At 63.5% G+C, this 23,963-nt stretch carries 29 protein-coding genes; 11 read left to right on the plus strand and 18 right to left on the minus strand.

What is annotated here, in order from left to right; all coding sequences use genetic code 11:
* Window positions 1-7: 7 nt before the first annotated feature.
* The gene (locus J3A64_RS16430) at window positions 8-163 is read left to right on the plus strand and encodes a hypothetical protein (protein ID WP_011773143.1); all 156 of its coding nucleotides are present in this window, start codon (window positions 8-10) and stop codon (window positions 161-163) included.
* A gap of 33 nt (window positions 164-196) precedes the next feature.
* On the opposite strand, the gene J3A64_RS16435 is transcribed toward J3A64_RS16430, so the two are convergent.
* From J3A64_RS16435 to J3A64_RS16460, 6 genes are all read right to left on the minus strand, one after another.
* Window positions 197-1,036, minus strand: a complete 840-nt coding sequence (locus J3A64_RS16435; protein WP_210066207.1) for a sucrase ferredoxin — start codon at window positions 1,034-1,036, stop codon at window positions 197-199.
* 78 nt (window positions 1,037-1,114) lie between these two features.
* The gene (locus J3A64_RS16440) at window positions 1,115-2,320 is read right to left on the minus strand and encodes a JmjC domain-containing protein (RefSeq protein WP_286176371.1); all 1,206 of its coding nucleotides are present in this window, start codon (window positions 2,318-2,320) and stop codon (window positions 1,115-1,117) included.
* Window positions 2,321-2,322: 2 nt separating this feature from the next.
* Window positions 2,323-2,607: a hypothetical protein gene (locus J3A64_RS16445; protein WP_210064945.1), complete on the minus strand. Its 285-nt coding sequence runs from the start codon at window positions 2,605-2,607 to the stop codon at window positions 2,323-2,325.
* Between the two features lie 139 nt (window positions 2,608-2,746).
* Window positions 2,747-3,250, minus strand: coding sequence for a GNAT family N-acetyltransferase (locus tag J3A64_RS16450; RefSeq protein ID WP_210064948.1), 504 nt, complete (start codon window positions 3,248-3,250; stop codon window positions 2,747-2,749).
* Between the two features lie 3 nt (window positions 3,251-3,253).
* Entirely contained in the window at window positions 3,254-3,925 is a 672-nt protein-coding gene (locus J3A64_RS16455) for an O-methyltransferase (protein WP_210064949.1), read from the minus strand.
* A gap of 40 nt (window positions 3,926-3,965) precedes the next feature.
* Window positions 3,966-4,298, minus strand: coding sequence for a thiamine-binding protein (locus tag J3A64_RS16460; protein ID WP_014920506.1), 333 nt, complete (start codon window positions 4,296-4,298; stop codon window positions 3,966-3,968).
* Between the two features lie 92 nt (window positions 4,299-4,390).
* On the opposite strand from J3A64_RS16460, the gene J3A64_RS16465 reads away from it, so the two are divergent.
* Complete coding sequence (locus tag J3A64_RS16465; protein WP_014920505.1) at window positions 4,391-5,020, plus strand: TetR/AcrR family transcriptional regulator; 630 nt, start codon at window positions 4,391-4,393, stop codon at window positions 5,018-5,020.
* A gap of 3 nt (window positions 5,021-5,023) precedes the next feature.
* Here J3A64_RS16465 and J3A64_RS16470 read toward each other — a convergent pair whose 3' ends face one another.
* Genes J3A64_RS16470 through J3A64_RS16485 form a run of 4 tightly spaced genes read right to left on the minus strand, consistent with a single transcriptional unit; the run spans window position 5,024 to window position 7,461 of the window.
* Window positions 5,024-5,335, minus strand: a complete 312-nt coding sequence (locus tag J3A64_RS16470) for an AzlD domain-containing protein (RefSeq protein WP_011773136.1) — start codon at window positions 5,333-5,335, stop codon at window positions 5,024-5,026.
* Window positions 5,332-6,090 (minus strand): AzlC family ABC transporter permease, encoded by a 759-nt coding sequence (locus tag J3A64_RS16475; protein WP_210064952.1) that lies wholly within the window; start codon window positions 6,088-6,090, stop codon window positions 5,332-5,334. Before J3A64_RS16475 ends, J3A64_RS16470 begins: the two co-directional genes overlap by 4 nt.
* Entirely contained in the window at window positions 6,087-6,521 is a 435-nt protein-coding gene (locus tag J3A64_RS16480) for a hypothetical protein (protein ID WP_210064954.1), read from the minus strand. The genes J3A64_RS16475 and J3A64_RS16480 overlap by 4 nt, the downstream gene beginning before the upstream one ends.
* A gap of 52 nt (window positions 6,522-6,573) precedes the next feature.
* On the minus strand, window positions 6,574-7,461 hold the full coding sequence (locus tag J3A64_RS16485; protein ID WP_011773133.1) for a glycerophosphodiester phosphodiesterase family protein: 888 nt from the start codon (window positions 7,459-7,461) through the stop codon (window positions 6,574-6,576).
* Window positions 7,462-7,511: 50 nt separating this feature from the next.
* Between J3A64_RS16485 and J3A64_RS16490 the strand changes: the two genes are divergently transcribed.
* Genes J3A64_RS16490 through J3A64_RS16500 form a run of 3 tightly spaced genes read left to right on the plus strand, consistent with a single transcriptional unit; the run spans window position 7,512 to window position 10,151 of the window.
* The gene (locus J3A64_RS16490) at window positions 7,512-8,858 is read left to right on the plus strand and encodes a DUF445 domain-containing protein (RefSeq protein WP_011773132.1); all 1,347 of its coding nucleotides are present in this window, start codon (window positions 7,512-7,514) and stop codon (window positions 8,856-8,858) included.
* Window positions 8,859-8,898: 40 nt separating this feature from the next.
* On the plus strand, window positions 8,899-9,327 hold the full coding sequence (locus J3A64_RS16495; protein ID WP_210064955.1) for a VOC family protein: 429 nt from the start codon (window positions 8,899-8,901) through the stop codon (window positions 9,325-9,327).
* Window positions 9,328-9,341: 14 nt separating this feature from the next.
* Window positions 9,342-10,151 carry an MBL fold metallo-hydrolase gene (locus tag J3A64_RS16500; RefSeq protein WP_210064957.1) on the plus strand — a complete coding sequence of 270 codons (810 nt, stop codon included), beginning with the start codon at window positions 9,342-9,344 and terminating at the stop codon, window positions 10,149-10,151.
* A 102-nt stretch (window positions 10,152-10,253) separates the two neighbouring features.
* On the opposite strand, the gene J3A64_RS16505 is transcribed toward J3A64_RS16500, so the two are convergent.
* Genes J3A64_RS16505 through J3A64_RS16515 form a run of 3 tightly spaced genes read right to left on the minus strand, consistent with a single transcriptional unit; the run spans window position 10,254 to window position 12,618 of the window.
* Window positions 10,254-11,045 (minus strand): biotin-dependent carboxyltransferase family protein, encoded by a 792-nt coding sequence (locus J3A64_RS16505; protein WP_210064959.1) that lies wholly within the window; start codon window positions 11,043-11,045, stop codon window positions 10,254-10,256.
* A gap of 21 nt (window positions 11,046-11,066) precedes the next feature.
* On the minus strand, window positions 11,067-11,816 hold the full coding sequence (locus J3A64_RS16510; RefSeq protein ID WP_011773128.1) for a LamB/YcsF family protein: 750 nt from the start codon (window positions 11,814-11,816) through the stop codon (window positions 11,067-11,069).
* Window positions 11,800-12,618, minus strand: coding sequence for a hypothetical protein (locus J3A64_RS16515; RefSeq protein ID WP_043805707.1), 819 nt, complete (start codon window positions 12,616-12,618; stop codon window positions 11,800-11,802). Before J3A64_RS16515 ends, J3A64_RS16510 begins: the two co-directional genes overlap by 17 nt.
* A 199-nt stretch (window positions 12,619-12,817) precedes the next feature.
* On the opposite strand from J3A64_RS16515, the gene J3A64_RS16520 reads away from it, so the two are divergent.
* From J3A64_RS16520 to J3A64_RS16530, 3 genes are all read left to right on the plus strand, one after another.
* On the plus strand, window positions 12,818-12,985 hold the full coding sequence (locus J3A64_RS16520; protein WP_167532105.1) for a hypothetical protein: 168 nt from the start codon (window positions 12,818-12,820) through the stop codon (window positions 12,983-12,985).
* Between the two features lie 170 nt (window positions 12,986-13,155).
* On the plus strand, window positions 13,156-14,487 hold the full coding sequence (locus J3A64_RS16525) for an MFS transporter (RefSeq protein WP_210064961.1): 1,332 nt from the start codon (window positions 13,156-13,158) through the stop codon (window positions 14,485-14,487).
* 30 nt (window positions 14,488-14,517) lie between these two features.
* Window positions 14,518-14,925: a DUF6855 family protein gene (locus J3A64_RS16530; RefSeq protein WP_011773125.1), complete on the plus strand. Its 408-nt coding sequence runs from the start codon at window positions 14,518-14,520 to the stop codon at window positions 14,923-14,925.
* A gap of 1 nt (window position 14,926) precedes the next feature.
* Here J3A64_RS16530 and glsA read toward each other — a convergent pair whose 3' ends face one another.
* Entirely contained in the window at window positions 14,927-15,943 is a 1,017-nt protein-coding gene (gene glsA / locus J3A64_RS16535) for a glutaminase A (protein WP_210064963.1), read from the minus strand.
* A gap of 42 nt (window positions 15,944-15,985) precedes the next feature.
* The gene (locus J3A64_RS16540) at window positions 15,986-16,357 is read right to left on the minus strand and encodes an META domain-containing protein (RefSeq protein WP_011773123.1); all 372 of its coding nucleotides are present in this window, start codon (window positions 16,355-16,357) and stop codon (window positions 15,986-15,988) included.
* Window positions 16,358-16,835: 478 nt separating this feature from the next.
* Here J3A64_RS16540 and J3A64_RS16545 point away from each other — a divergent pair, with 478 nt between their 5' ends.
* Window positions 16,836-17,096: a hypothetical protein gene (locus tag J3A64_RS16545; protein ID WP_011773122.1), complete on the plus strand. Its 261-nt coding sequence runs from the start codon at window positions 16,836-16,838 to the stop codon at window positions 17,094-17,096.
* 118 nt (window positions 17,097-17,214) lie between these two features.
* On the opposite strand, the gene J3A64_RS16550 is transcribed toward J3A64_RS16545, so the two are convergent.
* Window positions 17,215-17,952, minus strand: coding sequence for a GAF and ANTAR domain-containing protein (locus J3A64_RS16550; RefSeq protein WP_043469656.1), 738 nt, complete (start codon window positions 17,950-17,952; stop codon window positions 17,215-17,217).
* Window positions 17,953-18,093: 141 nt separating this feature from the next.
* On the opposite strand from J3A64_RS16550, the gene J3A64_RS16555 reads away from it, so the two are divergent.
* Window positions 18,094-19,914, plus strand: coding sequence for a thiamine pyrophosphate-requiring protein (locus J3A64_RS16555; RefSeq protein ID WP_210064965.1), 1,821 nt, complete (start codon window positions 18,094-18,096; stop codon window positions 19,912-19,914).
* Here the strand turns inward: J3A64_RS16555 and ilvD are convergent.
* Window positions 19,911-21,773, minus strand: coding sequence for a dihydroxy-acid dehydratase (gene ilvD, locus J3A64_RS16560; RefSeq protein ID WP_011773119.1), 1,863 nt, complete (start codon window positions 21,771-21,773; stop codon window positions 19,911-19,913). The two genes, J3A64_RS16555 and ilvD, sit on opposite strands and share 4 nt — an antisense overlap.
* A gap of 86 nt (window positions 21,774-21,859) precedes the next feature.
* On the opposite strand from ilvD, the gene J3A64_RS16565 reads away from it, so the two are divergent.
* Entirely contained in the window at window positions 21,860-22,687 is an 828-nt protein-coding gene (locus tag J3A64_RS16565; protein WP_014920495.1) for a helix-turn-helix transcriptional regulator, read from the plus strand.
* A gap of 2 nt (window positions 22,688-22,689) precedes the next feature.
* Here the strand turns inward: J3A64_RS16565 and J3A64_RS16570 are convergent, their stop codons facing one another.
* Window positions 22,690-23,799, minus strand: a complete 1,110-nt coding sequence (locus J3A64_RS16570) for a hypothetical protein (RefSeq protein ID WP_286176372.1) — start codon at window positions 23,797-23,799, stop codon at window positions 22,690-22,692.
* Between the last annotated feature and the right edge of the window lie 164 nt (window positions 23,800-23,963).

Here is a 23,963-nt window from a genome sequence, read left to right on the forward strand (position 1 = left end):
TCACATCATGGAGCTTGGTGAATTGGTGTGGGCGGAGGTATTGACCGTCGCAGTGGCATGGCTGACCGTCGTCTGCCTCCTGCTGGCCCGAGTGCCCAAGCCGCCAAGCCTCATCGACTCACCACTCGACATGGACCAGCCCGAAGACTCTGAATCGCGCTAAAGCCTGGCGTCTCGTATCGGCAGTCCGCAAGAGTCAGGTCCTGCGGATGGACGTGGGTTCGTAGACCAGGACCGAGCCCTCGGCCGGCGCCAGGCAGGTCAGCTGACACTGCGGTGAGCGGCGGGGCTGCAGTTCCACATCGATATGCGCCGGGTGTGGCGGGTTGCCGGTGATGTGGATACGCCAGTGGTCGCCCTCGTGCAAAGTCTCCGTGACCAGATAGTCATGGCGGCCGGCAGGACCGAACCGCTCGAGCACGGCCGCGACGGCGGCTTGTTGCAGTGGGGACAGATCCGTATATCCGCGCAGATACCCTGCGTGGATGCGTCCGGCGAGGTGTTCTTCAATGGTGGCGACTGAGGACTGGGCATCGAGCCCGCCGTAGTACACGCCGTCGGGAACCACTACGGCGTTGGCTGCGAACCTGTCCCCGCCAACGTGGGAGCACTCCCAGACCAGCTCCGGCCAACGCTCGCCCAGTGCACGTCCCACGGGCCGGCCCCGCACCGCGCAGCAAGGGTCATGCCGACCATGAGCGCAGATCAGGATGACCGGCGGAAATCCGGGCTTTCCGGGGGATGCCAAAGCGGTAACGATGTCGGCCAAATCCTCATCCCGGTCCCACGTTCCCCACAGCTGCTGATAGGCGCCCGAGCTGTGATGGCGCACTACGGCCCAACTGTTCGGACCGTGGCGTCGGCGGGGACCGGGCCGCCGCACCAAGAGAACCCGGGCACCCGCCGTCCGAGCTGCGGAGAGTACAAGGGCCTTGGTCCCGGCCTCCAGATCAAGGCCGTCGAAGCCGTTGGGCGGCCACCCGCCCCGGTACTCTACGAGGACCCAGACCAAGCCGGGTGACGCCGTGCCTGCCATCGAGTCGCCGCGAATCCGGGCGCTATCCGCGCAAAAGAAGCCTGGTGTGGGAAGCGATGAGGTTGTCACTGTTGATGGTCACAGTTCAGCGGTGACGAGAACTCCAGCGCGTAACAACCTTTCGACCAGTTCAACGCCAAGATCAGACGCGAGGTGAGCCTCGCCGTCCAGCAGGCGCCTTACGGAGGGCAGATTTGCCTCGGGGAAGTCGAGCCAGCCCACGCGAGTAGTCAAGCGTGATCCTTCAAGCCGCGCTTCCAATGCCTCCCGAAGCCGCACCAGCGACTCCGGGCCCAGGCCATCGAGAGCCGCGAGTTGGGCCACCGGACCAAGCGGGGCCGGGCGTCCCTGTCCCCTCCGGGTGCGATGAAAAAGGGACGTAGTGTCCGCCTCCAAGACGGCTGCGGCGAGGCGTTCACGGACAGCGGCGATCTCCTCATCAGGTCCATCCACGCCCAACGGCAAGGACCGGCGCACCTCGGGATCGTCGCACAGCGCTGCAAGCGCGGCCTGTGCCAGGTGTTCGGCCAGCGCATGGCGGGTCCAGCTGTGGACTCCCAAGGTGAGGTGGATCGAAACCTTCCCCTGCGCCTCGGCGGCATGCAGCCAGCCACGCGGCAGGTAGAGGACATCGCCGGGCTCGAGGACGGTATCGATGTAAGCCTTGCCTTGAGCTGCCTCGGCGACGGCGGAGCGGCGATCGGTCCACGGCTGGCTACGCAGCGGGTCCACGTGGACCGGCTCATGGATGATCCAGCGCTTCGTTCCTTCGATCTGCAGGACGAAGACGTCGTGGACGTCGTAATGGTCGTCGAAACCACGGTTCTGGGGCGGAGTGATGTAAGCATTGGCCTGCACGGGATGTCCGAGCTCAGTGCTCAGCTGCGTGCTGAAGCTGGACACTGGCTCCCATGTGCGATGCAGCGCTTGGAGAACCAAGGTGGCGCCGTCGGCGAACTTGCGCCAGAGCTGGGTGTCGTCCAGCTGGTCGGAGATAGTGGCGCCAACGCCTGCCGGCGACGTGAACGAGGACTCGGGAAGAGTCGAGCCGCCCTTGGCGACGCGCAGGAAAGGCGTCCGCAGTCCGCGACGCGAAATCAACTCGTCGACGGCGTCGGCTGAGAACAAATCGGAGAAGTCGCCCACTCCACGGGTGAGCAGCGCAGTACGCCCCCAGACGTCGCTGGCGAACTTCTCATAGCCGATGTCAATCAGGCGTGTTTCCAAGACCCCGGCGTCCTTCACAGCGCCGAGGTCTTGGAAATCAGTGCTGGTAGAGCTCAAACTTAGCTGCCTTTTTGCTCAGCGCCGCCGTCGGCACCACCATCCGCGCCACCATCGGCACCACCATCAGCGCCACCATCGGCACCGCCGTCTGCACCGCCGTCGTGGACACCTGGGGTGCCGGCTGCGCCACCGTCAGCGGGGCCTTCAGCGCCGGAGTCTGCGCCACCGTCTGCGCCACCGTCGGCGCCCCCGTCAGCACCGCCGTCGTGTGTGCCCGGGACGCCGGCCGCGCCGCCGTCTGCCGGGCCTTCCTGCTGGCTTGGATCCTGCTCTGGATTAGTCATGCTTCCTCCCGAGAATCTAATGGCGTAACCAGGCTCCGATTTCGGCGCCTGCTTCCCGGGCGTTCTGCACCGAGACCGCCCGTGATCACCATATCGATATGAATCATCCGTGGGAACAGCTTGCGCGCACTGAAAACCGCTAAAGCCCGACGGCGGGACGCACCATCCGATGTTCGGGCAGCGAGTACCAGGAAGGGTCGCAGAGCTGCCGTTTGCCGTCCGGTACAAAACCGTTTCGACGATAGAAAGCCTCGGCCCGGGGATTGTCATCGAGCACCCACAAGTATGCCGGCCCGTCGCCGATCAGCGCATCTACCAGCGCCTGACCTACACCCCGGCCATGGACATGCTCCAAGGTGTAGAGCATGTAAAGCTCCCGTTCGCACGGACCGTCTTCGTCCTGTCCGGGGCCTGCCGCGCCGAGGCCCACCAAGTGACCGTCGGGATCGTGTGCCAACATCCGGGTGTGCCCCGCAGCGATGAACGCCCGGTACCGTTCGATGCGGTCGGGCAGCGCAGCTTCCTGTTTCTCGAAGAACTCCGGAGGCAGGAGGTGCCCGTAGCTCTCCTTCCACGACTGGACATGCATGAGGGCCATGGCCTCGGCGTCGTCCACCGTTGCCGGGCGAATCGTGAAATCCATCCGCTACCGCACCCTGGCAATCGCGAAGCCGTCCCAGCCCTTGCTTCCTACCGTCTGGATGGCGGTGGCATCGAGGCGCGGGTCCTGGCCCATCTTTTCCAGCATGGCCACGATTCCGGGCGCATTCACCTCATCCCGCTCGGGCTCCAGGATGGCGCCGTCCCAGATAACGTTGTCCACCACGATCACGGTGCCCGGGTGGCCCAGCCTGATGGCCCAGTCGAGGTAGTTGGAGTCGTTTTCCTTGTCAGCGTCAATGAACACGAAGTCGAACGATTCCTGGCCCACCAACGTTGGAAGCGTGTCCAAGGCAGCACCTACCCTGATGTCCACCTTGTGTCCGACGCCGGCGGCATCCACGTTGGCGCGCGCCACGTCCGCGTGCTTCTGGAGGAATTCGCACGTGACTATCCTGCCGTCGTCGGGCAGTCCTTGCGCCATCCAGATGCTGCTGAACCCGGCCAAGGTTCCCACCTCCAGCACCCGCCTCGCACCAGACATCTGCACGAGCATCCGCAGCAGCTTGCCGGCGTTGGGGGCCACTTCGATGGCCGGCATGTCGGCCTCGACGGCGGATGTCAGGGCGCGCTTATGGGCAGGATCAGGACGCACGACGACGTCAGTCAGGTAACGCTCGACGTCAACCCAACCGGGCTCGGTCACGTGTTCAATCATGGGCCCCAGTCTTGCACTCACCGCAGCCCGGGGGAAGGAACTACTCCGTAGCGGAAATGGCGTCTTCGAGCCGCTCCACCTTGCCGGTCAGCTCACCGCTGTACCCGGGACGGATGTCAGCCTTGATGACCAGGGAGACGCGGCTGCCGTAGCGGCCAACTGCCTCGGTGGCGCGCTTGACGACGTCGAACACCTCGTCCCATTCGCCCTCGATGGTGGTGAACATGGAGTCCGTCTGGTTGGGCAGACCGGACTCGCGGACAATCTTGACCGCAGCAGCGACGGCGTCGTGCACGGAGGCGTCAGGGGTTGGCCCCCCGTTGGCGGCGGAAGCGGGCTGGCCCGAAGGGGCGACTGAAAATGCAAGCAACATGAAATCCAGTGTTTCATGTACTGGTTTGTCATATAACAACGTACTCCCGCGTAACAACGGGCCGGCACGCCTCCATTGCTACCCTGACAAGCATGGAACAGCCCTCTGAACGCAAGCCCCTCAGGGCAGACGCCGCACGCAATGTGGACAAGATCATCACCGCCGCACGGCAGTGCTTCCGGGAACATGGCCCCGAGGTACCCCTTCAGACCATCGCCGCCACCGCTGGAGTTGGCCCCGCGACGCTGTTCCGCAACTTCTCGGACAAAGAGCAACTGGTGCTCGCAGCACTGTCACGTCAGCTCCGGTTGCACGTGGACCCGGTGGCTGAGGCTGCCCTCGACGGCATGGACGCCGCCGAAGGATTGACTAACGTCATCGACGCCGTGATGAAGGTTGCCAGCGACGACGCGAACCTTCTGGACGCCGTCGCGGGACGACGCGGACTCCTGGTGGGCATCACCGGTGGCCTCATCGGCTCCATGGCCACTCTCCTGGAGCGCGGCCAGGGGCAAGGCTCCCTGCGACGCGACATCACCATCGAGGACATGGTCCGTTTGGTGGCCATGCTCATCGGTTCCGTGGACACCATGGAGCCGGGATCTGAAGCATGGAAGCGTCCTGTGGCGCTGATCGAGGATGCCATCCGGACGGAGCGCCCCTCCCGGCCGCTGCCGGAGCAGTCGGGCATCCCGGGGATGACGTTTACTGAGGCCGTGTAGTTCTTAGCCCCAACCCAGCAGCCGAAGCAATGCTGCAGCTGCTGCGCCTGAAATCACCACCACGAGGAACGGGGCGCGCAGCCACAGTGCGACGGCGGCAGCAACCAAGGCGCCGATGCGGGCATCGAGGACCAAGCCTTGCCCTGACGCGACGGCGTTCACCACGGTCAAGGACGCCAGCAGGCCAATGGTCATGGTGCCGGCGACGTGCATGATCCTCGGGCTTTCCAGCAGCTTGGCCGGCACGAAATAGCCCACCAGCTTGGTCAGATACGCCAGCGCACACGCAATGAGGATCCACAGCCAGAGGTTCATTTCTTGCCTCCGTGTCCGCGCTGGTGCTTCTCCGCGTAGGGATCAACGTCCGGTTCCAGTCCTTCATCCATGCGTGCGTGGCTGAACCAGCCAATGACGCCTGCCACTACGGCGGCCACCAGGATGGGAACTCCGGAGGGAACAAACGGCACGGCCAGGATCGTGGCCAGTGCACAGGCGGCGGCGATGGCCCAAGGTTCGCGGCCCTTCAGTCGCGGCCACAGCAGAGCCAGGAACGCCGCAACGGCAGCGCCATCCAAACCCCATTGCTTGGGATCACCCATGGCATCGCCGGCCAGAGCACCAATGGCCGTGAAAATATTCCACAGGATGAATATGCCTATTCCTGCTGTCCAGAAGCCGCGACGTTGCTCGTCGGGATCCGACTGGCCGGACGCCGTCGCCGTTGATTCATCGATGGTTACATGCGCGGAAAGGTAACGCTTCCACCCACCGGGGCGAAGCATGGCATTGATCTGCATGCTATATATGCCGTTGCGGAGACCCAGCAGCGCACTGGCTGTCATCGCCGCCACCCCGGAGCCGCCTCCGGCCACTACGCCGATGAAGGCGAACTGCGAACCTCCGCTGAACAGGAGGAGGCTCAACACCATGGTTTGCCAAAAATCGAAACCGGACGCCACGGACAAGGCACCGAAGGACACGCCGTACAGGCCCGTGGCAATGCTCAGGGACAGCGCCACTTTGAATGCCGGAGATTCCCTGAGTCTCGTAGCGGCAGGGCTGCCGCTCATTTCCGCAGGCTCCAGGACCAGAGGATGAGCGGAATCTGAAGGGGCAGGCGGACGGTGTGGATGCGTCGTTCCGTGGCTGAGCCCTTGGGACCATAGGCACGTCGCAAGGCATCTATATGCCCCGCAAGGAATGCAGCGAACATCGCCGTAGTAGCGTCCGCAGCAACCCTACGGGTAGCGGGGATCAGAAGTCCGACGGCGGCAGTCACCTCAAGCAGTCCCGACGACGCAACCCATTCCTCGCGGGACATGACTGCCAGCGGGCCGTTCGGACGGCTGCCAGGCTCATCCTTGCGGCACAAGTAATCCGGAACCACCGGGAAATAGAACGTGGGCGTACGGAAGTGCTTCGCGGCGCTGGCCAGAAGAAGGGCGCTCAAAGCGACTGCGGAGGTGGCTTGGGTTGCTTGTGCTGACCAGCGAAAAGACATGAGACCACTCAATCACAAGCAAGGTGACCCCCAAAGCCGAGCCCACGTTGACCTAGTTGGACACCATCAGCTGCGCCAGCACCTGCGCCGGCTTGTTGGTGGTGATTTCATGGATGCCCAGGCCTTGGCACAGGGCCACGTCCTTCTCCGAATCAACGGTCCACACCCGGAAGATCCGGCCAGCCTCCAACCAGCGCTGAACGTTGCGTGCATGCTCCCTGACGTATTCAATGCCAGGGCCGGCAATTCCTACCTGACCTTCATCCAGGACGCGTTCGGCATCCAGTTGAGTTGCCCTCAAGACGTTGGCCACTGCCCCGCCGGTGAAGAAGCCCAGACCGAACTCCTGGCGGATCTCCTTCGCGGTGAAGTTGTCCACCAACTGGCAGATGTGCTTTCCGGGAACGGTCTCCAAAAGGCGTTGCACCGAGTCCGAGTCGAAGCTCATGAAGGAAACCAGGATGTTATCCAGCCGGGACTCCTCCGGCGTCCACCCTTCCTCATGAAGCAGGGCCAACACGCGCTCCTCGAGCTTGAGGCCATAGGGACTCGGGTGCTTGAGTTCAATGGCCAGGCCAATCTCGCGTCCAGCTCCCCGCAGGATGTCCAGCAAGTCGGGCAACGTCAGGAACTGATCAGACACTCCCCCGTAGGCTTCGGGAATGCGGGCGCCCTTCCATGAAGAAAAGTCCAAAGCACGGAGCTCCTCAAGGGTGTGCTCACCAACCGGACCCGTGCCGGTGGAGGTGCGGTCCAGATCGGCGTCGTGCAGCAGGACAAGATGCTGGTCCCGGGTCAGGTGCACATCGCATTCCACACCGTCGGCACCATCGGCAATGGCCTTCAGATAGGCGGCACGGGTGTGCTCGGCAAAGGCGGCACTGGCGCCGCGGTGGGCGTAGACCTTGGGCCGGCTCGGGGCGAAGTCGTCGCTAGTCATGCAGACACGTTAGCCCACCCTGCTGGACGCTCGGGGGCTACGCTGGGCTAATGCAGGTGAACTCTGAACAAATCCCAACCGAAGACGTCACCAACCCCAATTCCACGGCAGGTTCCGCACCCGCACGCGGCCGTTCCGCCGTCGTCGAACTGTCCGCTGGCGACATGGAAAAAGCGGCAGCGTTGCTCCGCATGAAACGGTTGGCCCTGGCGCTGCTGATCGCGATGGCGGTGATCTTCACGGTGGCGTTCGCGTTCCAGAAGCAGTACCCGTGGCTGGAATACGTCCGGGCGGCGGCCGAAGGCGGCATGGTGGGCGCACTGGCCGACTGGTTCGCTGTCACCGCACTGTTCAAGTACCCCATGGGTCTGAAAATCCCCCACACAGCCATCATTCCGCGTCGCAAGGACCAGATCGGTGAATCGCTCAGCGACTTCGTGGAGAGCAACTTCCTGTCCCAGGAGGTTGTGCAGGACAAGTTGGCGAGCATCGACATTGCCCGCAAGGCAGGCCGGTGGTTGTCGGCCCCAGGCGGTGCAGAGCGCGTGGCCAAGGAAGGCGGCGCGGTGATTCGAGGCGCCTTCACGGTACTGAACGACGACGACGTGCAGGCTGTCATCGAAGGCATGGTCCGCAAGCACCTGCTCACCCCGCCGTGGGGACCGCCTGTAGGCCGGATGGCCGAACGGATCTTCGCCGACGGCCACCACCACACCCTGGTTGACCTCCTGGTTGACCGTGCAGCCGACTGGGTAGATGCCAACCACGCAACTGTGAACAGGCTCGTCTCGGATCGCTCCCCTCTGTGGGTGCCGACGTTCGTGGATGGCCTGGTGGGTGACCGCGTGTACGTGGAACTCTCCAAATTTGTTCGAGCAGTACAGGCGGACCAGAACCACCAGGTGAGGCAGTCAATCGACGCCTACCTCACTGATCTTGCCCAGGACCTGCAACACGATCCCGCCATGATCGAGCGCGCCGAATCCATCAAGGCCCAAATCCTCGGCGACCCCGAGGTCCGCGAACTGGCGTCCCGCACATGGGGAACGGTGAAGAATGCGCTGCTCAACGCCGTCGACGATCCCGACAGCGAACTGAGCCAGCGTTTCAAGAGCGCCGTCCGTGACTTCGGTACGCGCCTGGTCAACGACGACGAATTGGCCGGCAAGATCAACACCTGGATTGGCGATGCCGCCGGGTACCTGGTGAACACGTACCGTTCGGACATCGCCGGCGTCATCTCCGATACCGTAGCCCGCTGGGATGCCGAGGAAACGTCCCAGAAGATCGAGCTTCAGGTGGGCAAGGATCTCCAGTACATCCGCATCAACGGAACCGTGGTGGGCGCGCTGGCCGGGTTGGCGATCTTCACCGTGGCGCATCTGCTGTTTGGCTAGACGCTAGAGCTATTCAGTCCCCCTTGGTACCTTCAAACGCATGCCTATCAAACTTGAGAACGTCGGTATCGCGGTCCGGGATCTCGAAGAAACCATCGCCTTCTTTACGGATCTCGGCCTCACGGTCGTGGGCCGGGACACCGTCAGTGGTGAGTGGGCCGACACCGCTGTGGGGCTGGATGGCAACCACGCAAAAATCGCGGTGCTCCAAACCCCGGATGGCAATGGCCAGCTTGAGCTCTTCGAGTACATCCACCCTGACGCGATCGAGACGAACCCAACCCTTCCCAACGAGATCGGAATGCACCGCGTCGCGTTCTCGGTTGACGACATCGACCACGCCCTTGAGATCGCCGCCAAGCACGGATGCCACCCGCTCCGCGGTGTGGCGAACTATCAGGACGTTTACAAGTTGACGTATCTTCGCGGTCCCAGCGGGATCCTGGTCATGCTGGCGCAGAAACTCTAACGGGAGTCACAGCCATGCTGAAGCAAGTCGCTGAAGGCGTTCTGGTTCACGAGAGCGAGTTCATCCAGAGCAACTGCACGGTGGTACAGGGCCGGGACGGAGTGTTGCTGATCGACCCCGGCATCACGGTCAACGAGATGGCGGGCATCGCTGAGGACCTTCAGCGGTTGGGCCAACCGGTGGTGGCAGGATTCTCCACGCACCCTGATTGGGATCACGTGCTGTGGCACCCGGACTTCGGTGATCCGCCGCGGTATGGCACAGCGCGCTGCGCGGCGTCCATCCGGGGTGTCCTGTCCCAGCCGGACTGGACGGACCAAGTGGCTGAGGGACTGCCGCCGGAGTATGCCGAGCAGATTCCGATGGATCTGCTGGGGCTCATCACCGGCTTACGCGCCGGGGCGGATGAGATTCCCTGGGATGGACCCATAGTTCGCGTTCTGGAGCATCAAGCCCACGCCCCAGGCCACGCAGGACTCTTGGTCGAAGAAAGCGGCGTCCTCGTGGCCGGTGACATGCTTTCGGACACCCTGATACCGTTCCTCGACGTGGAGGCGGCTGATCCGCTCTCTGACTACCTCGAAGCGTTGCAGCAGTTCGAAGCCGCGGCCGGCGATGTTTTTGCCGTGGTCCCCGGACACGGTTCGGTGGGCGGAAGTGAGCAATTGCTGGAACGCATCACCTTGGATCGGGCGTATGTGCAGGCCCTGCAGGATGGCCGTGATCCGCAGGACCCACGCGTAGGCCCGGCGGCACCCCTGTATTGGATGGCCGATGTGCATTCCTGGCAACTGCAGCGGCTAGCTGAGAAACGCAGGGGCTGAGTTTTCTCATGAAGTGCCATTCTTGAGAAAATCGGCCCCTGCGATTCGCACTGTATTGACTCAGTTAATGATTGGCGCCGCATCACAGCGTTCCTTGTCGGCTCAGCCCAGCAGATGCACCATCTGCCCCGGCCTCGCTTGACCGAGCACGTCAAGGTCTTCATCGCGCACCACGGCGATCACCGGCGACTGCGAAGTGACCGGGTGGCCAGCCAAGGCGATGACCGGCAGGCCCGACGACGGCAACAGGACAGAGCCTGATACCAGCGGTTGAGCTTGGGGTATTGGAGCGGAGGTCACGTCAAGCGGCCGGCCCACCAGCCGCGCGCCTGCGCGGTCCGACTCGGGCGAGAGAATCCACGGTTCGCTGGTCAACCGAAGCCACGTGCCGGCGTCGTCATTCTGCGCCTGAGGCCCGCGCGAAACCCTCGCAACCACTGGACGTTCGGGGTCCAAAGCGCGCCGGGCAGGGTGGTTCACCTCCGGGGAACCATGATTATTGGGCCGCCCGAAGGTCAGGGCCGCTCCGGCGCGTATTGCCTCTCCTTGCGCGGCCTCTCCTTGCGCAGATATTCCGCCTTGGACCGCCAGGTAATAGCGAATACCAAACATGGCAGGGCCAAGCTCGAGCACTGCTCCCGGTGGGACGCGAACGGCTTTGTTCAGAGGAAGTTCGGTGCCGTTGAGCGTCACCATGCCTTCGGCGCCGGTGACCGCAACGGCCGAGCCCGACACGAATCTCAGCTTCAGCCCGCCCAACAGCACCTCAAGTCCGGCTGCAGAGTCCGGGTTACCCAGCAGGCCATTGGCCAGATGCATGGACGCGCGGTCCAGTACTTGCTCAGGACCGAGAACCATGGAGCTCGATCCCGGCTCCACCACTACCGCACCCATCAGGCCTCCCCGAACACAGAGTTAAGCGAACGCTTCGATCTGGACGCCGGCCTGTTCAAGGCCTTCCCTCACCGCAGCAGCCATGTTCACCGCACCGGGCGTATCGCCGTGGATGCACAACGAGTCAGCCTGTACTGGCACCACGGTTCCATCGATGGCCAGCACTTCCTTGCGCGTTGCCAGCCGCACGGCCTGGGCCACGACGGCTGCCGGGTCCTGCAGGACGGCGCCTTCCTGGGTGCGGGGCACCAGTGTTCCGTCCGGTAGGTAGGCCCGGTCCACGAACGCTTCGCGGAACACCGGGTGCCCGGATTCCTCGGCGAGCGTCAGCCACGCCGATCCCGGCAGGCCAAGCACGGGCAGCCCGGGATCGTAAGCGTGCACGGCAGCCACTACGGCTTCTGCCTGCTCAGCGTCCCGGACGATCCTGTTGTAGAGCGCACCGTGGGGCTTCACGTAATCCACCGATGCTCCCACCGCGTGGGCCATGCCGTCCAGGGCGCCAAGTTGGTAGAGAACGTCGCCGAACAACTCGTCAAAGGTCATGTCCAGTGAGCGCCGGCCGAAGCCTGCGAGGTCCCGGTAGCCCACATGGGCACCGACACGGACATCCAGTTCGAACGCCGCACGGCAGCTGTCCAGCATGGTGAGGGGATCACCGGCGTGGAAGCCGCAGGCCACGTTGGCGCTGCTCACGATGCGGAACATCGAGGCGTCGTCTCCCATGGTCCAAGAGCCGAAAGACTCCCCGAGGTCAGCGTTCAGGTCCACTGTTACCGCCTTCCAGCGTTGGGTTGTTCAAAACATTCTTTGGAGCGTTCGGAAGCAGTTCGCCAGGAACAGTGTCCGGCAGCGGGCCGAACGCTTCCTTGGCAGTGGACACCACTGCACGGCCCATCATCAGGTTGCCTGCACCACCTACCACCGCGCCGACGCCGAACGGCAGAGCGCGGCCCAGGAACGCGGTCCCTTGCCGCTTGAGGAGGTTCTTCAGGAACGCGCGTTGGATGGAATCGCGGATGACACCGAAGCCACTTCCGGGAATTTTCTTGGTAAGCGTCCGACCCCACGCATTGGTCACGCCCTTGCTGCGCCCCAGCGACTGCCCACTCAGGGCACCCAGCATGGACGTGCCTTCCTCGCCCAGCATGATGGCCATGACCATGGTCTGCGCGCGGACAGGGTCAGTCAGCCGGATGCCGTGCAACTCCGCCAATGACGACGCATACAGCGCGGTGGTCTCCAGGAAGCCCACGGTTGCGAGCGCGGAAAGTCCCAGCGATGCCGCGGTTCCGATACCAGGCACGACGGCGGTGGCGCCCACCGCTGCACCCCCGCCGGAGATGGCCAGCAGGTAGTGGCGCTCCAGTTTGGCGGCCAGCTGCGCCGGTGAATCATGGGGGTGCCTGCGTTGAAGCCTGCGAAGGTTGGCCAGGACCAGGGGTCGCTGGACTTCGACAGCCCTCAGAAGCACATTGTGCACTCCGGGCTTGGCGTTGCCTTCGGCGTCAAACACTGCGTTGTGGGCTGTTTCCTGGGCGATCTTCACCGCCGGGTTGGGGCGCTTGGGCATCTTCACATCTCCTTGGCAGTTAGTCGTTTCACGGGGAACTGCTTGCTTCAGCCTATGCCACGCCCCCGCCTTGCGAGAGCCGTTCATGGGCGTATGTGGACAGTATTCCGCGCAGAGCGGAGCCCACAACGGGCGCGCCTCGGCGTAGACTTGGATGCACTCACGGAAGCAGTCCATGCAAGGACAGGGAGTATCCGTAATGAAGGCGACAAACAAAACCGAGCATGTCATCCGACACCACACAGACGCTCCGGCGGAGGGTGAAACGGAAGGCTGGGTTTCGCACGATACCGGCATCCACAGCCAGGACGCAGCTGAAGGTCCGGACATCGACGACGACGACGTGCCGCCGTCGGGCGCTTCATAACTTAGATTCCTCCCGGACTTCGTTCCGGTCAGCCGGCCACCGCGCCAGCGCAAGGTGCAGAGCGCCAGCGCAAGGGGCAGAGCGCAAGCGCAAGGTGCAGAGCGCCAGCGCAAGGTGCAGAGCGCCAGCGCACCTTCCACAGCGTCAACCCCCCGGTTTAGGCTAGTGGGATGGCCTCGTTGAGAGCGCTGCGGCCCTTTGCACACCGCGAATTCCGGGTGCTGATTTCTGCGCTGTCCATCTCCATCTTTGGATCCGGCATGTGGGCAGTGGCGATGGTCTATGAGGTGATCCACCTTGGTGGCGGCCCGCTGGAACTGTCCTTGGTTGCCACCGCGGCCAGCATCGGACTGGTGGGCTTTGTGCTGGCGGGCGGCATCGCGGCCGACCGTTTCCCGCAAAGGCTCCTGATCATCGCAGTGGAGGGCGCCAACCTGGCAGTCATCGCCACCATCACGGCACTTGCCATGTTCAATGTCCTTCAACTGTGGCATCTGGCCATCGGCGCGTTCGTTCTAGGTGTGGGCCAGGCGTTCTTCTTCCCCGCCTACTCGGCCATGCTTCCGCGCATCCTCCCTGCCGACGATCTTCTGGCCGCTAATGGCCTGGAAGGAACCGTGCGGCCGGTATTGCAGCAGGCGGCCGGTCCGGCTCTCGCGGGGATCTTGGTGGCGGTGCTGTCCCCGGCCCATGCCGTGGCTGGTGTGGCTGTGTGTCATTTGCTGGCGTTCGGGATCGTGAACCTCCTGAGCCGTCAACGGCCTGATGATCCCGGCTTGGCTGACACTGGTCCGGACAATGCTGTTACGGGCGCTCCGGCCTCGCGCAAGTCCTCCCTCTTTAAGGATCTCCGGGAGGGATTCAGCTACACCATCCGCACACCTTGGCTTCTTTGGACCCTGATTTGGGCGTGCCTGTCCGTGCTGTTCCTGATCGGACCCATCGAGGTCCTGCTGCCGTTCGTTGTCCGCGATCAGTTGGGTGGCGATTCCCGGACGTTCGGTTTTCTGCTGGCTGTCATGGGGGTGGGAAGTGCCGCCGCTGCGCTGGCCACTGCAACGGTCCGCCTCCCCCGGCGCTACCTGACGGTGATGGTGGTGACGTGGGGACTGGGCAGCCTGCCGGTAGCTGCGATCGGATTCATGGACAACTTTTGGGTGCTCGGTGCCGCCATGCTGATCTTCGGTGCCACCGAAGGAGTGGGCATGGTGATCTGGGGGACGCTGCTGCAACGGCGAGTGCCACGGCATTTGCTGGGCCGCATATCGAGCCTGGACTTCTTCGTTTCGCTGGCCCTGATGCCGGTATCCATGGCACTCGCCGGACCTGTTGCCGAGGTGGTTCCCATCTGGGTCATCTTCTTCGTCGCCGGTTTGGTGTGTCCCATCATGGCTTTTGTGGCTCTCTTTGCGGCCCGGATGATGAGCGATGAGATCGAGAACCCCTTGACCTCCACCACCATGGCTTCAGAATCTGCAGACACACAACCTGACTCTGTGTAGCGTGTGCCATATCGCAGAAAGGACTCCCCCATGGCCGCTGGTACCAAAGATGATCCTTGGCAGCTCACAACTCCCCCAGGATCGTCCGACTACACCATGTACAAGGACGAAGCCGCGGATCCCCCGGCGATTGTTTGCCAAGTGGGATCCACCAAACTTCTGTACCAACTACGTGCCATTGAGGACCTGCACGCATGGCTGCTGGAGCAGGGTGATTGGGTTCCCCTCGGTGCCGCCGATGAAGGCAAGGATGCTGCCCCGGGAACAGTAGAGGCGTGGGGCCGGAGCGAGGACAACCCCGTGGGCGGTTGGTACGGACTCCGCAAGGGCTACCGGGGCCGGTTTGGAATGTACATGCCGCCGCTGCTCGAAGCCCTCGGCCTGGCTGAGCTCACCCACGAGAAGCGGAACAACACCATGCGGGCTATCGCCAAGTAGCTCAATAGCCGCGGCTTTCACTCGGTGCGTACGCTTGGGACGCGAAGATATTCAAGCCCAGGACGCGGGAGAGATACGCGGTGGCCTGTTGGCCGCGGACGCTGTTCCCCGCAGGATCGAGCCGTGGTGAAAAGGCTCCGATTCCGGCTTTGCCGGGCGAGACCGTGAGCAGTCCGCCGGACACTCCGGACTTACCTGGGAGCCCGATCTCAAACAGCCATTCCCCTGACCTTTCATACAGCCCGTTGGCCGCAAGAACCGCGAGGGTGTCCCGGCATACTTCGGCTGAAACCACCCTCTTGCCAGTGACCGGGTTGACCCCGCCATCGGCAAGTGTGGCGCCCATGATGGCCAGATCGCGGGCGCTGACCCGCAGTGAGCATTGCTTGGTGTAGACGTCCACCACTTCCAGCGGGTCGCGCCCGATCCTGCCGTAGCTTTCCAAGAGCCGAGCAATGGCGCGGTTGCGGGTGTTGGTGGCAGCCTCGGACCGGTAGACCTCCTCATCCAGCACCAAGTCCCGGCCTGCGAAAGCGGATAGTCCTGAGTGTATGGCGTCCCACTGCTTGTCAGGCGCACTCCCGGGCATCAGGGCCGTGGTGGCCAGCGCACCGGCATTCACCATGGGGTTCATGGGGTGCCCGTCATTGAGCTCGATGGCAATCACGGAGTTGAACGCGAGGCCGGTGTTGTTCACCCCCACTAGGTCAGCCATGGCCGCATGCCCGAATTCCTCGCAGACCAAGGCATACACGAAGGCCTTGGAGATGGATTGAATGGAAAACTCCACGTCGGCATCGCCGGTCACATGCACTCCACCGTCCACTTCCACCACACAGACGCCGAAGAGTTCAGGATCGGCTTGGGCCAAGACAGGAATGTAATCCGCCACCACACCGTCCTTGCACCCACGATTCCGGTCATGAGAGGCGGCTACCAGCGAATCAACCTGCTCCCAGCCCGGCAGTGTTCCCGTGGAAACTGACTGTTCCACGCCCTCAACATTTGAATTCACCACAGGTGCCCCCCGGATCCGCCGAAATACTTCTACTGAGGACCGCTATTTGCCCGCGAGCGTGCCGATCTGGGCTCCCCCTTGACCGAACACCGCCAGCTTTCCGTCTTCCTGGATCTTTGCTGTGGCGGCATTGGAAAGCCACGTGTCAACACCCTCGCAGGCCATCCGGGTGGACGCGAAACCTCCGAACGCGATAGTTTTCCCGTCCTCTGTCCAGGACCCCATGAGCCTGTTGCAGCCGTCGGTTCCAGACACACTGCCATCTGACTTTAGGTCAAGGGAGGGTTGCTTGGTGTCGCTGGTGTCACCCCACACACCGACGAAAGGACTGGTGCCGCTTCCCGCGCAGCCGGCCAGAAGGGCTGCCGCAACGAACGCCAGGGAAACAGTGCGGAAAATGCGAGTCTGCGCCATGCGGTCAGCTTAGGTCTAGTTCTCCAAGATTCACCAGAGTTCGGACAGCTCTGCCTGCCACCATCTGTTGGCGTTCACATGATCGTGCGGCCGGTCGCGACTCAGACGACCGACCGCACTAGCCCGTTTACGCAGCGATGGCGCCCCGGGCGGGCCCCAGAACCCGCCACACCCATCGCTGCTAACTCCGTCGATGAACCGCAACGCAGCCGAAAAGGGCAACGGCGCAGTACGCGGTTCAACGACATGGGCACTGGATAGGTGCTTTGACCTGCGGAAACGTGACGCGGAGTTGGGAGAATTATTTTCTGCCACTGCTTTTCTGATACTTCACGGCGAGTGCCCGGCCCTGTCCGAGGGGTTCGAGCCGCAGACATCCACCAGAATCGCCTCCTTAATCGCCGACACTTTTCCCCCTCTCAGAACACTCATGAGTAGTAAGAGAAAATGAGCAACTGACGCCTCGCAGGAGCAAATCGTGAAGTTACCCCTAGGTCTCGCCGTCCCAGCATTCACGGAGGCTTCGGACATCCACCTTCTGATAATGGTCGGCTTGGTCTTCTTGACTGGAGTCGCAGGGGCGGCCACCGTTAGCTTGCTCCTGCTGCTTGCACCACTGGCCACACTGTTCCTGGGGCGCAACAAGCCCGGCAGGAAGACCGACGTGAAGCAAAAGAAGCCCGACGGCGGTGCGACGCGCCTGCCGCCGCCGCTCACCCTTGGCGACGAGGCTGCTTAAGGTCAGCTGCCGCCGTCGTGGGTTACTCGCGGCTGGCCCGGCGTCACAGCACCAGCCTGGAACTTTGGCCCGAGGACCGGCGTCCTCGGGCCGCGCGAGCGTGGGCAGATTGTGGAGTTCAGTCCTCGAAGCGCAGATGATTGTCGGAGCCGCCCGTGAGGTGGGCGATGATGTCCGATGCAACGGCGTGAAGTTTCTTGTTTCTGTGGCTTGAGGCCTTGGTGAGAAACTCGAACGCCTCGTCCTGGCTGCAACGGTTCTGGGCCATGATGACTCCGCAGGCGAGGTCGATGACTGTTCTGGAGGACATGGCCGTTTTCAGGTCGGCGTTGAGCTGCTCCACGGTTTCGATTCTGATGGCCAGGCGCAATGTACTCCCGGCAACGTCAGCGAACGCGGCGGCTTCAGCAATCACGGCCTCCGTGAAGGTACCTGCTGTGGGTGCGAAGAAGTTGATGACCGCTTGGGATGTTTCACCCAAGTCCATGGGTACCCCCAAGGCACTGTGGATGCCTTCAGCCGCCAAGGCGGCGCTGTAACGCGGCCAGTTGGTGTCGGTGGCAACATCAGCCAGCAGCACCGGATGGCCAACATCCAAGGCTTCCAGGCAGGGACCTTCCCCAAGTCCCTGTTCAATCATGTCCAGTTGAACTGCCCTCTCGCTGCTGCCGGCGACGGTGGCGGTTCGCTTGCGCCGGCGCAAGGTCAGGGCGCAGTCGATGTTCTCGCCGGCCACCTTGCTCATCGCATCGCAGGCGAAGCCGGTCACACCGTTCAAGATCCCGTGGATGTCGGAGCTGCCAACCACCAGCTCGTGCAGGCTTCTGATGTGTTCGGCACTTCCGGTGGTTTCCATGAGCCTAATGGTAGGAAGTGTTCCGCTTTCCGTCACCCATTGCCGGGAAACCGGCCCAACGCACCTACACCCCCGCGTGCCGCATAACTAAGCATGCTTACTATGGTCCAGCGGTACACAACTACTGACGAGGAGCCAGGCATGACCCAGCGAACGGTTTCGGACCTCATTGCCGAACGCCTCCAAGCGTGGGGCGTTGAGCGCGTCTTCGGTTACAGCGGTGATGGCATCAACGGTTTCATGGGCGCCCTCAGCCGCGCCGAAGACAAGATCGAGTTTGTCCAGGCGAGGCACGAGGAAGCAGCGGCTTTCATGGCGGTGGGGCATGGCAAGTACACGGACGGCGTCGGCGTCGTGACATCCACCCAAGGCCCCGGCGCCGTCCATCTGCTCAACGGCCTCTACGACGCCAAGATGGACAGCGTCCCGTTGGTGGCCATCATCGGCCAGCAGAGCACCACGGTCCTGGGCTCGGCTTACATGCAGGAGATTGACCTGCTGACGCTCTTCAAAGATGTCGCAGCCCAGTTCGCACAGTTGGCGAGCTCACCCGAGCAGGTCCCCATGCTGATCGATCGCGCGTTCCGCACGGCACTGGAGACCCGGTCCCCTTGCGTTGTCATTGTGCCCCACGATATCCAGACCGCCGAAGCCCCCGAGCTCAAGCAGGAACACGGAATAGTGGTTACCGCTCCCGTCTGGCATCCGGCCCGGGTCATGCCCCGCGAGGAAGAGCTGGATGCCGCAGCGGACATCCTCGCCACAGGTGAACGGATCGCGCTGTTCGTTGGGCAAGGTGCCCGTGGAGCTCAAGAAGAAGTTGCGGCGCTGGCCGAAAAGCTCGACGCCGGAATCACCACCAGCCTGCTCGGCAAGCCTTACGTCGACGAGACCCTCCCTTTTTCTGTCGGCACCATGGGCCACCTCGGCACGACTGCCAGTGCGTTTCTGCTCGAGAACTGCGACACCCTGCTCATCATCGGGTCCAACGATCCCTGGACCGAGTTCTATCCGAAGCCCGGCACCGCTAAGGCTGTGCAAATCGACATCGATGGCCGCAAGATCGCCAACCGATACCCCGTTGAGGTGGGCTTGGTGGGCGACGCGGCAGAGACCCTGACCGCACTGAACCAGCGCCTGGCATCACGAAACCAGCCATCACGCACCCAGTGGCGTTCCGACGTCGAAGACCAAGTCCGCGCGTGGCGTCGCCTTTCAGAGGAGCGCGCCAACGTCCCCGCCGAGCCCGTGAATCCGGAACTGGTGGTGCGGGAGCTCAACGGCCGGCTCCCCGACAACGCCCAGGTGAGTATCGACGTCGGCAGTTGCGTTTACTGGTACGCCCGCCAGTTGATCCTTCCGCGCGGAGTCCCGGCTCACCTGAGCGGCACGCTCGCCAGCATGGGATGTGCCATCCCCTACGGGTTGGCGGCGAAGCTCGCGCATCCTGACCAGCCGTTGGTAGCGCTGGCCGGGGATGGCGGCATGCAGATGCTGGGCGTCGCGGAACTCATCACGGTGGCGCACCGCTGGCGCGACTGGACGGACCCCCGCTTCGTCGTCTGCGTTTTCAACAACCGAGACCTCGCCGAGGTTTCCTGGGAACAGCGCGAGACCGAAGCCGAGCCCAGGTTCACCGCTAGCCAGGAAATCCCCGACTTCCCCTACGCGGCCTATGCGGAGCTGCTGGGCTTGGCGGGAATCCGGGTGGAAGACCCCGCCAAGCTCGGCGACGCTTGGGACTACGCTTTGTCCGCGGATCGTCCGGCTGTCATTGAAGTCCTGACCGATCCCGACATCCCGCTACTCCCGCCCTTCCCTGCCGGAGCAGAGAAGTTGGAGGGCATGCGCTCCGCGCTCGCCCAAGAAGGCGCCGAAGGTGAGCACGCCCGCCAACTACTGGACATCTATGCGGAGGGCGAGTCCCGGCTGCGGGACTCTCAAGGCAAGCAGCAGCCTTAGAGGTTTTCCACCAGGGAGACGTCACGTACAGCACCCTTGTCCGCGGACAGTGCCATGGCGGCGTAAGCGCGCAGGGCAGGAGAGACCTGGCGGTCACGATTCTTGGGCTTGTAGCCGCCATTGACTTCCAGTTTTTCGCGGCGTTCGGCGAGGATCTCGTCGGAGACCTGCAAATTGAGGGAGCGTGTAGTGATGTCGATGCTGATGATGTCGCCGTTTTCCACCAGTGCGATGGCGCCGCCCGAGGCAGCCTCCGGGGAGATGTGCCCGATCGACAGGCCGGAGGTTCCGCCGGAGAAGCGGCCGTCCGTGATGAGGGCGCACTTCTTGCCCAGGCCGCGGCCCTTGAGGAAGCTCGTTGGGTACAGCATTTCCTGCATGCCCGGGCCGCCCCTGGGGCCTTCGTAGCGGATGACCACCACGTCGCCTTCCTTGACCGTCTTGTTGAGGATCTTTTCCACGGCTTCGTCCTGAGACTCGCACACAACTGCCGGGCCTTCGAAGATCCAGATGGACTCGTCCACGCCTGCGGTCTTCACCACGGCGCCGTCCACTGCCACATTGCCGCGCAGCACAGCCAGGCCGCCGTCCTTGGAGAAGGCGTGCTCCACGGAACGGATGCAGCCGCCCTCCGCGTCGGTGTCCAGGGAGGTCCACTCGTTCGACTGCGAAAACGCGGTGGAAGAGCGGACGCCACCGGGAGCCGCGTGCCACAGCGCCTGTGCTTCCTCGGTGGCCTTGCCGCCGCGGATGTCCCAGTCGTCCAACCAACCGTCCAGGTCGTTGGAGTGCACCGAGTGGACGTTCTTGTGCAGGAGGCCGCCGCGGTTCAACTCACCCAGCAGCGCCGGGATGCCGCCGGCGCGGTGCACGTCCTCCATGTAATAGGTCTTGTCCCCGGCGACGTTCGGGGCCACCTTGGCCAGGCAGGGCACCTGGCGGGACTTGGCATCCATCTCGGCCAGGCCGTACTCCACCCCGGCTTCCTGGGCCGCAGCCAGCAGGTGGAGGATGGTGTTGGTGGAGCCGCCCATGGAGATGTCCAGGGCCATGGCGTTGTCAAAGGCCTCAGCGGTGGCGATGGAGCGCGGCAGCACGGAGTGGTCGTCGCCGTCGTAATAGCGCTTGACGAGCTCGACGACGGTGGCGCCGGCTTTCTCGTACAGCGCCTTGCGCGCGGTGTGGGTCGCCAGAACGGAGCCGTTGCCCGGCAGGGCGAGGCCGATGGCCTCGGCGAGGCAGTTCATGGAGTTGGCGGTGAACATACCCGAGCAGGAACCACAGGTGGGGCAGGCGTTCTCTTCGATGAGGTTGATGTCTTCATCGGAGATGGATTCGTCCACCGCGTCGGCAATCGCGTTCACCAGGTCAAGGGAGCGCACGGAGCCGTCGGTCAGGGTCACGCGGCCGGCCTCCATGGGGCCGCCGGAAACGAACACCACGGGGATGTTCAGGCGCAGGGCGGCCATGAGCATGCCCGGGGTGATCTTGTCGCAGTTGGAGATGCACACCAAGGCATCGGCGCAGTGTGCGTTGACCATGTACTCAACGGAGTCGGCGATCAGGTCACGGGACGGCAGCGAGTAAAGCATGCCGGAGTGGCCCATGGCGATGCCGTCGTCCACGGCGATGGTGTTGAATTCGCGCGGCACAGCGCCTGCGGCGAGGATCGCGTCGGAGACGATCCGGCCCACAGGGGCGAGGTGGGTGTGGCCGGGGACGAATTCGGTGAAGGAGTTGGCCACGGCGATGATCGGCTTGCCGATGTCCGTGTTAGCGACGCCGGAGGCGCGCAGCAGTGCGCGTGCGCCAGCCATGTTGCGGCCGTGGGTAACTGTTCGTGAGCGTAGTGCAGGCATGAATACCATCCTGCTGTTGTTCTACGGCGGGTGGAAGACGGTGTGGCTACTAGTAGTGAAAGTACCAGAGTAATAGTGTTGGATGCGTGAAAGATGAGAGGCGTAAGGAACTGGGGCTTTTCCTCCGGACCCGCCGCACCCAGGCCCTGCGTTCGGACTACGGCCTGCCGCCGGTAGGCCGATCCCGCGAGCGCGGCCTCCGCCGGGAAGAGATCGCGTTCCTCTCAGGGGTCAGCGTCACGTGGTACACGTGGCTTGAGCAGGGCCGGGATATCAGTCCGTCACGGCAGGTCCTTGAGTCCATAGCGCGGGCCCTGCACTTGTCCGATACCGGGCTGAGCTACGTGCTCTCCTTGGGCGGCTACTCGTCTGCTCCGCCTAAAGGACCGGTGGCCGCCGATGCGCCAGCCCATGTCCAGCGCCTGCTGGATGCCCTGGACCCCAACCCTTCTTATGCGCTGTCCCCGGACTGGGGCATTGCCGGCTGGAATCGCGCCTACGAGGCCCTGTACCCCAACATCGGCACCTTCAATGCCTCGGACCGGAACCTCCTGTGGCTCGTCTTCACCGATCCGTACATCCGCGACCTGCTGCCCGACTGGGACGTCACCAGCAAGAGGTTCCTGGCTGAGTTCAGGGCCGAAACAGGCCAGCGGCTGGGCGATCCCGACGTCGAATACCAAGTAGAGCGGCTCAAGGAAGCCAGTAGGGAGTTCCAGGAAAGCTGGGACAGGTACGACATCCTGGGCTTCGAATCCCGCGAGCGTCAGTTTCACCACCCGGCGGTCGGCGTACTGCAGATGGAGCACCACCAGGTGTCGCCATCGGACCGGCCGGACCTGCACATCGTGGTCTACACGCCGGCGCCCGGGAGTGATGCGGGCGCGCAGATGCAGCGGCTGATGGGTGCCTGACGTCAGCCGGGCTCCTTCTTGTTCACGACGAAGTTCGCAGGCACCGATGCGATGCCATTTGCCTGGACTACCACGTAGTGCTGCCCAGGATAGTAGGTCCGGGTGGTGATGGGGCGGAAGGAGTGCTTTTTTGAGACAGTGACGGTTTCACCGGGCGCAATCCGGCGGGATGTGAGCTTGAAGGTTTTGGCGCTTACCGTGCCGTTGAAACGCTGGAAACCGATGGAATAGTCAATGGCTGCCGTGGCGGGCTGGGAGCCCTTATTCTCTATCTCCGCTGTAAATTCCACGGTTCCGTCCCACGCGATGGCCGGGTGGAGGATTCGGGGCTCCATGACCACGAGTCGGCCACCCGAGTAGCCGAGGAGTGCCAGTGCCTCGGGATTGCCTTGCTTGACCAGGGTCCTGAGTCCGTGGCGAATAACCCTTGCCGTGGTGGCATCCGGGTTCCCTGACCAGCGGCGCGCCGTGGCCACCACCAGCAGTGGATCAATCCGGCTCAGATCGTTGAGATGGTTTGCCGCGGATCGTCGAACATAATCGGCATCGTCCTGGTAGGTGGCATCGAGGATCCCCTGCGTTGCCGCTGGATTGGCCACCAGCCACGGCACTCTCTTGGCCCATGGCAGGTAGGCGCGGGAGCCCTCTGTTGCGAGTCGGCGGACGTTGTGGTCATGGTGGTTCGTCCAGCTTTGCATGGTCGCGATGGCCCGCTCCGGCCGGGCAGCGATGAGGTCGCGGATGGCGAACTCTCCCGTGAGCCGGACAGTCAGGCGGGAAAGCACCGCGAGTGCGGCGTCGAAGTCGGCGAGTGCCCCGGATTGGAGCGCCCTGCCGGTCACCACTTCGGAAACCGGCCAGAGCATCCATCCTGTAAACCGTGGGTCGTCGAGAGCATCGAGAAAGATCCGCTCAACCGAGGAGCAGCCTGCCGGAAGGTCTTGGAGCAGCGCGTCCCTCACGATATCCACGCGTTGCCGGAGACGTTCCCCGTCAAGGGACGGGCGTGAACGCTCCAGGGTTGGCAGGTCAACGCCAGGCCCGGAGCCCATGAGGATGGACCGCAGTTCGGTCACCACACTGGAATCGATCAGCTCATCCATAGCGCCCATGTTTTCTCCTTCGCCGGTGCTGTCATCGTAGGCGATGGGAGGGACACCCAAAGCGCGCACAAAGCCGCCCACCCACCGGCGGTGCGCTGGACGCAAGCGGCCCGGGCGACACCAACGCCACAGACCTGACGAGCATCACCGGACCCCTCGCCGTCGTCGTCGAA

Origin of the sequence: Pseudarthrobacter sp. PvP004 (assembly GCF_017876035.1) — a bacterium.
Taxonomy (GTDB): Bacteria; Actinomycetota; Actinomycetes; order Actinomycetales; family Micrococcaceae; genus Arthrobacter; species Arthrobacter aurescens_A.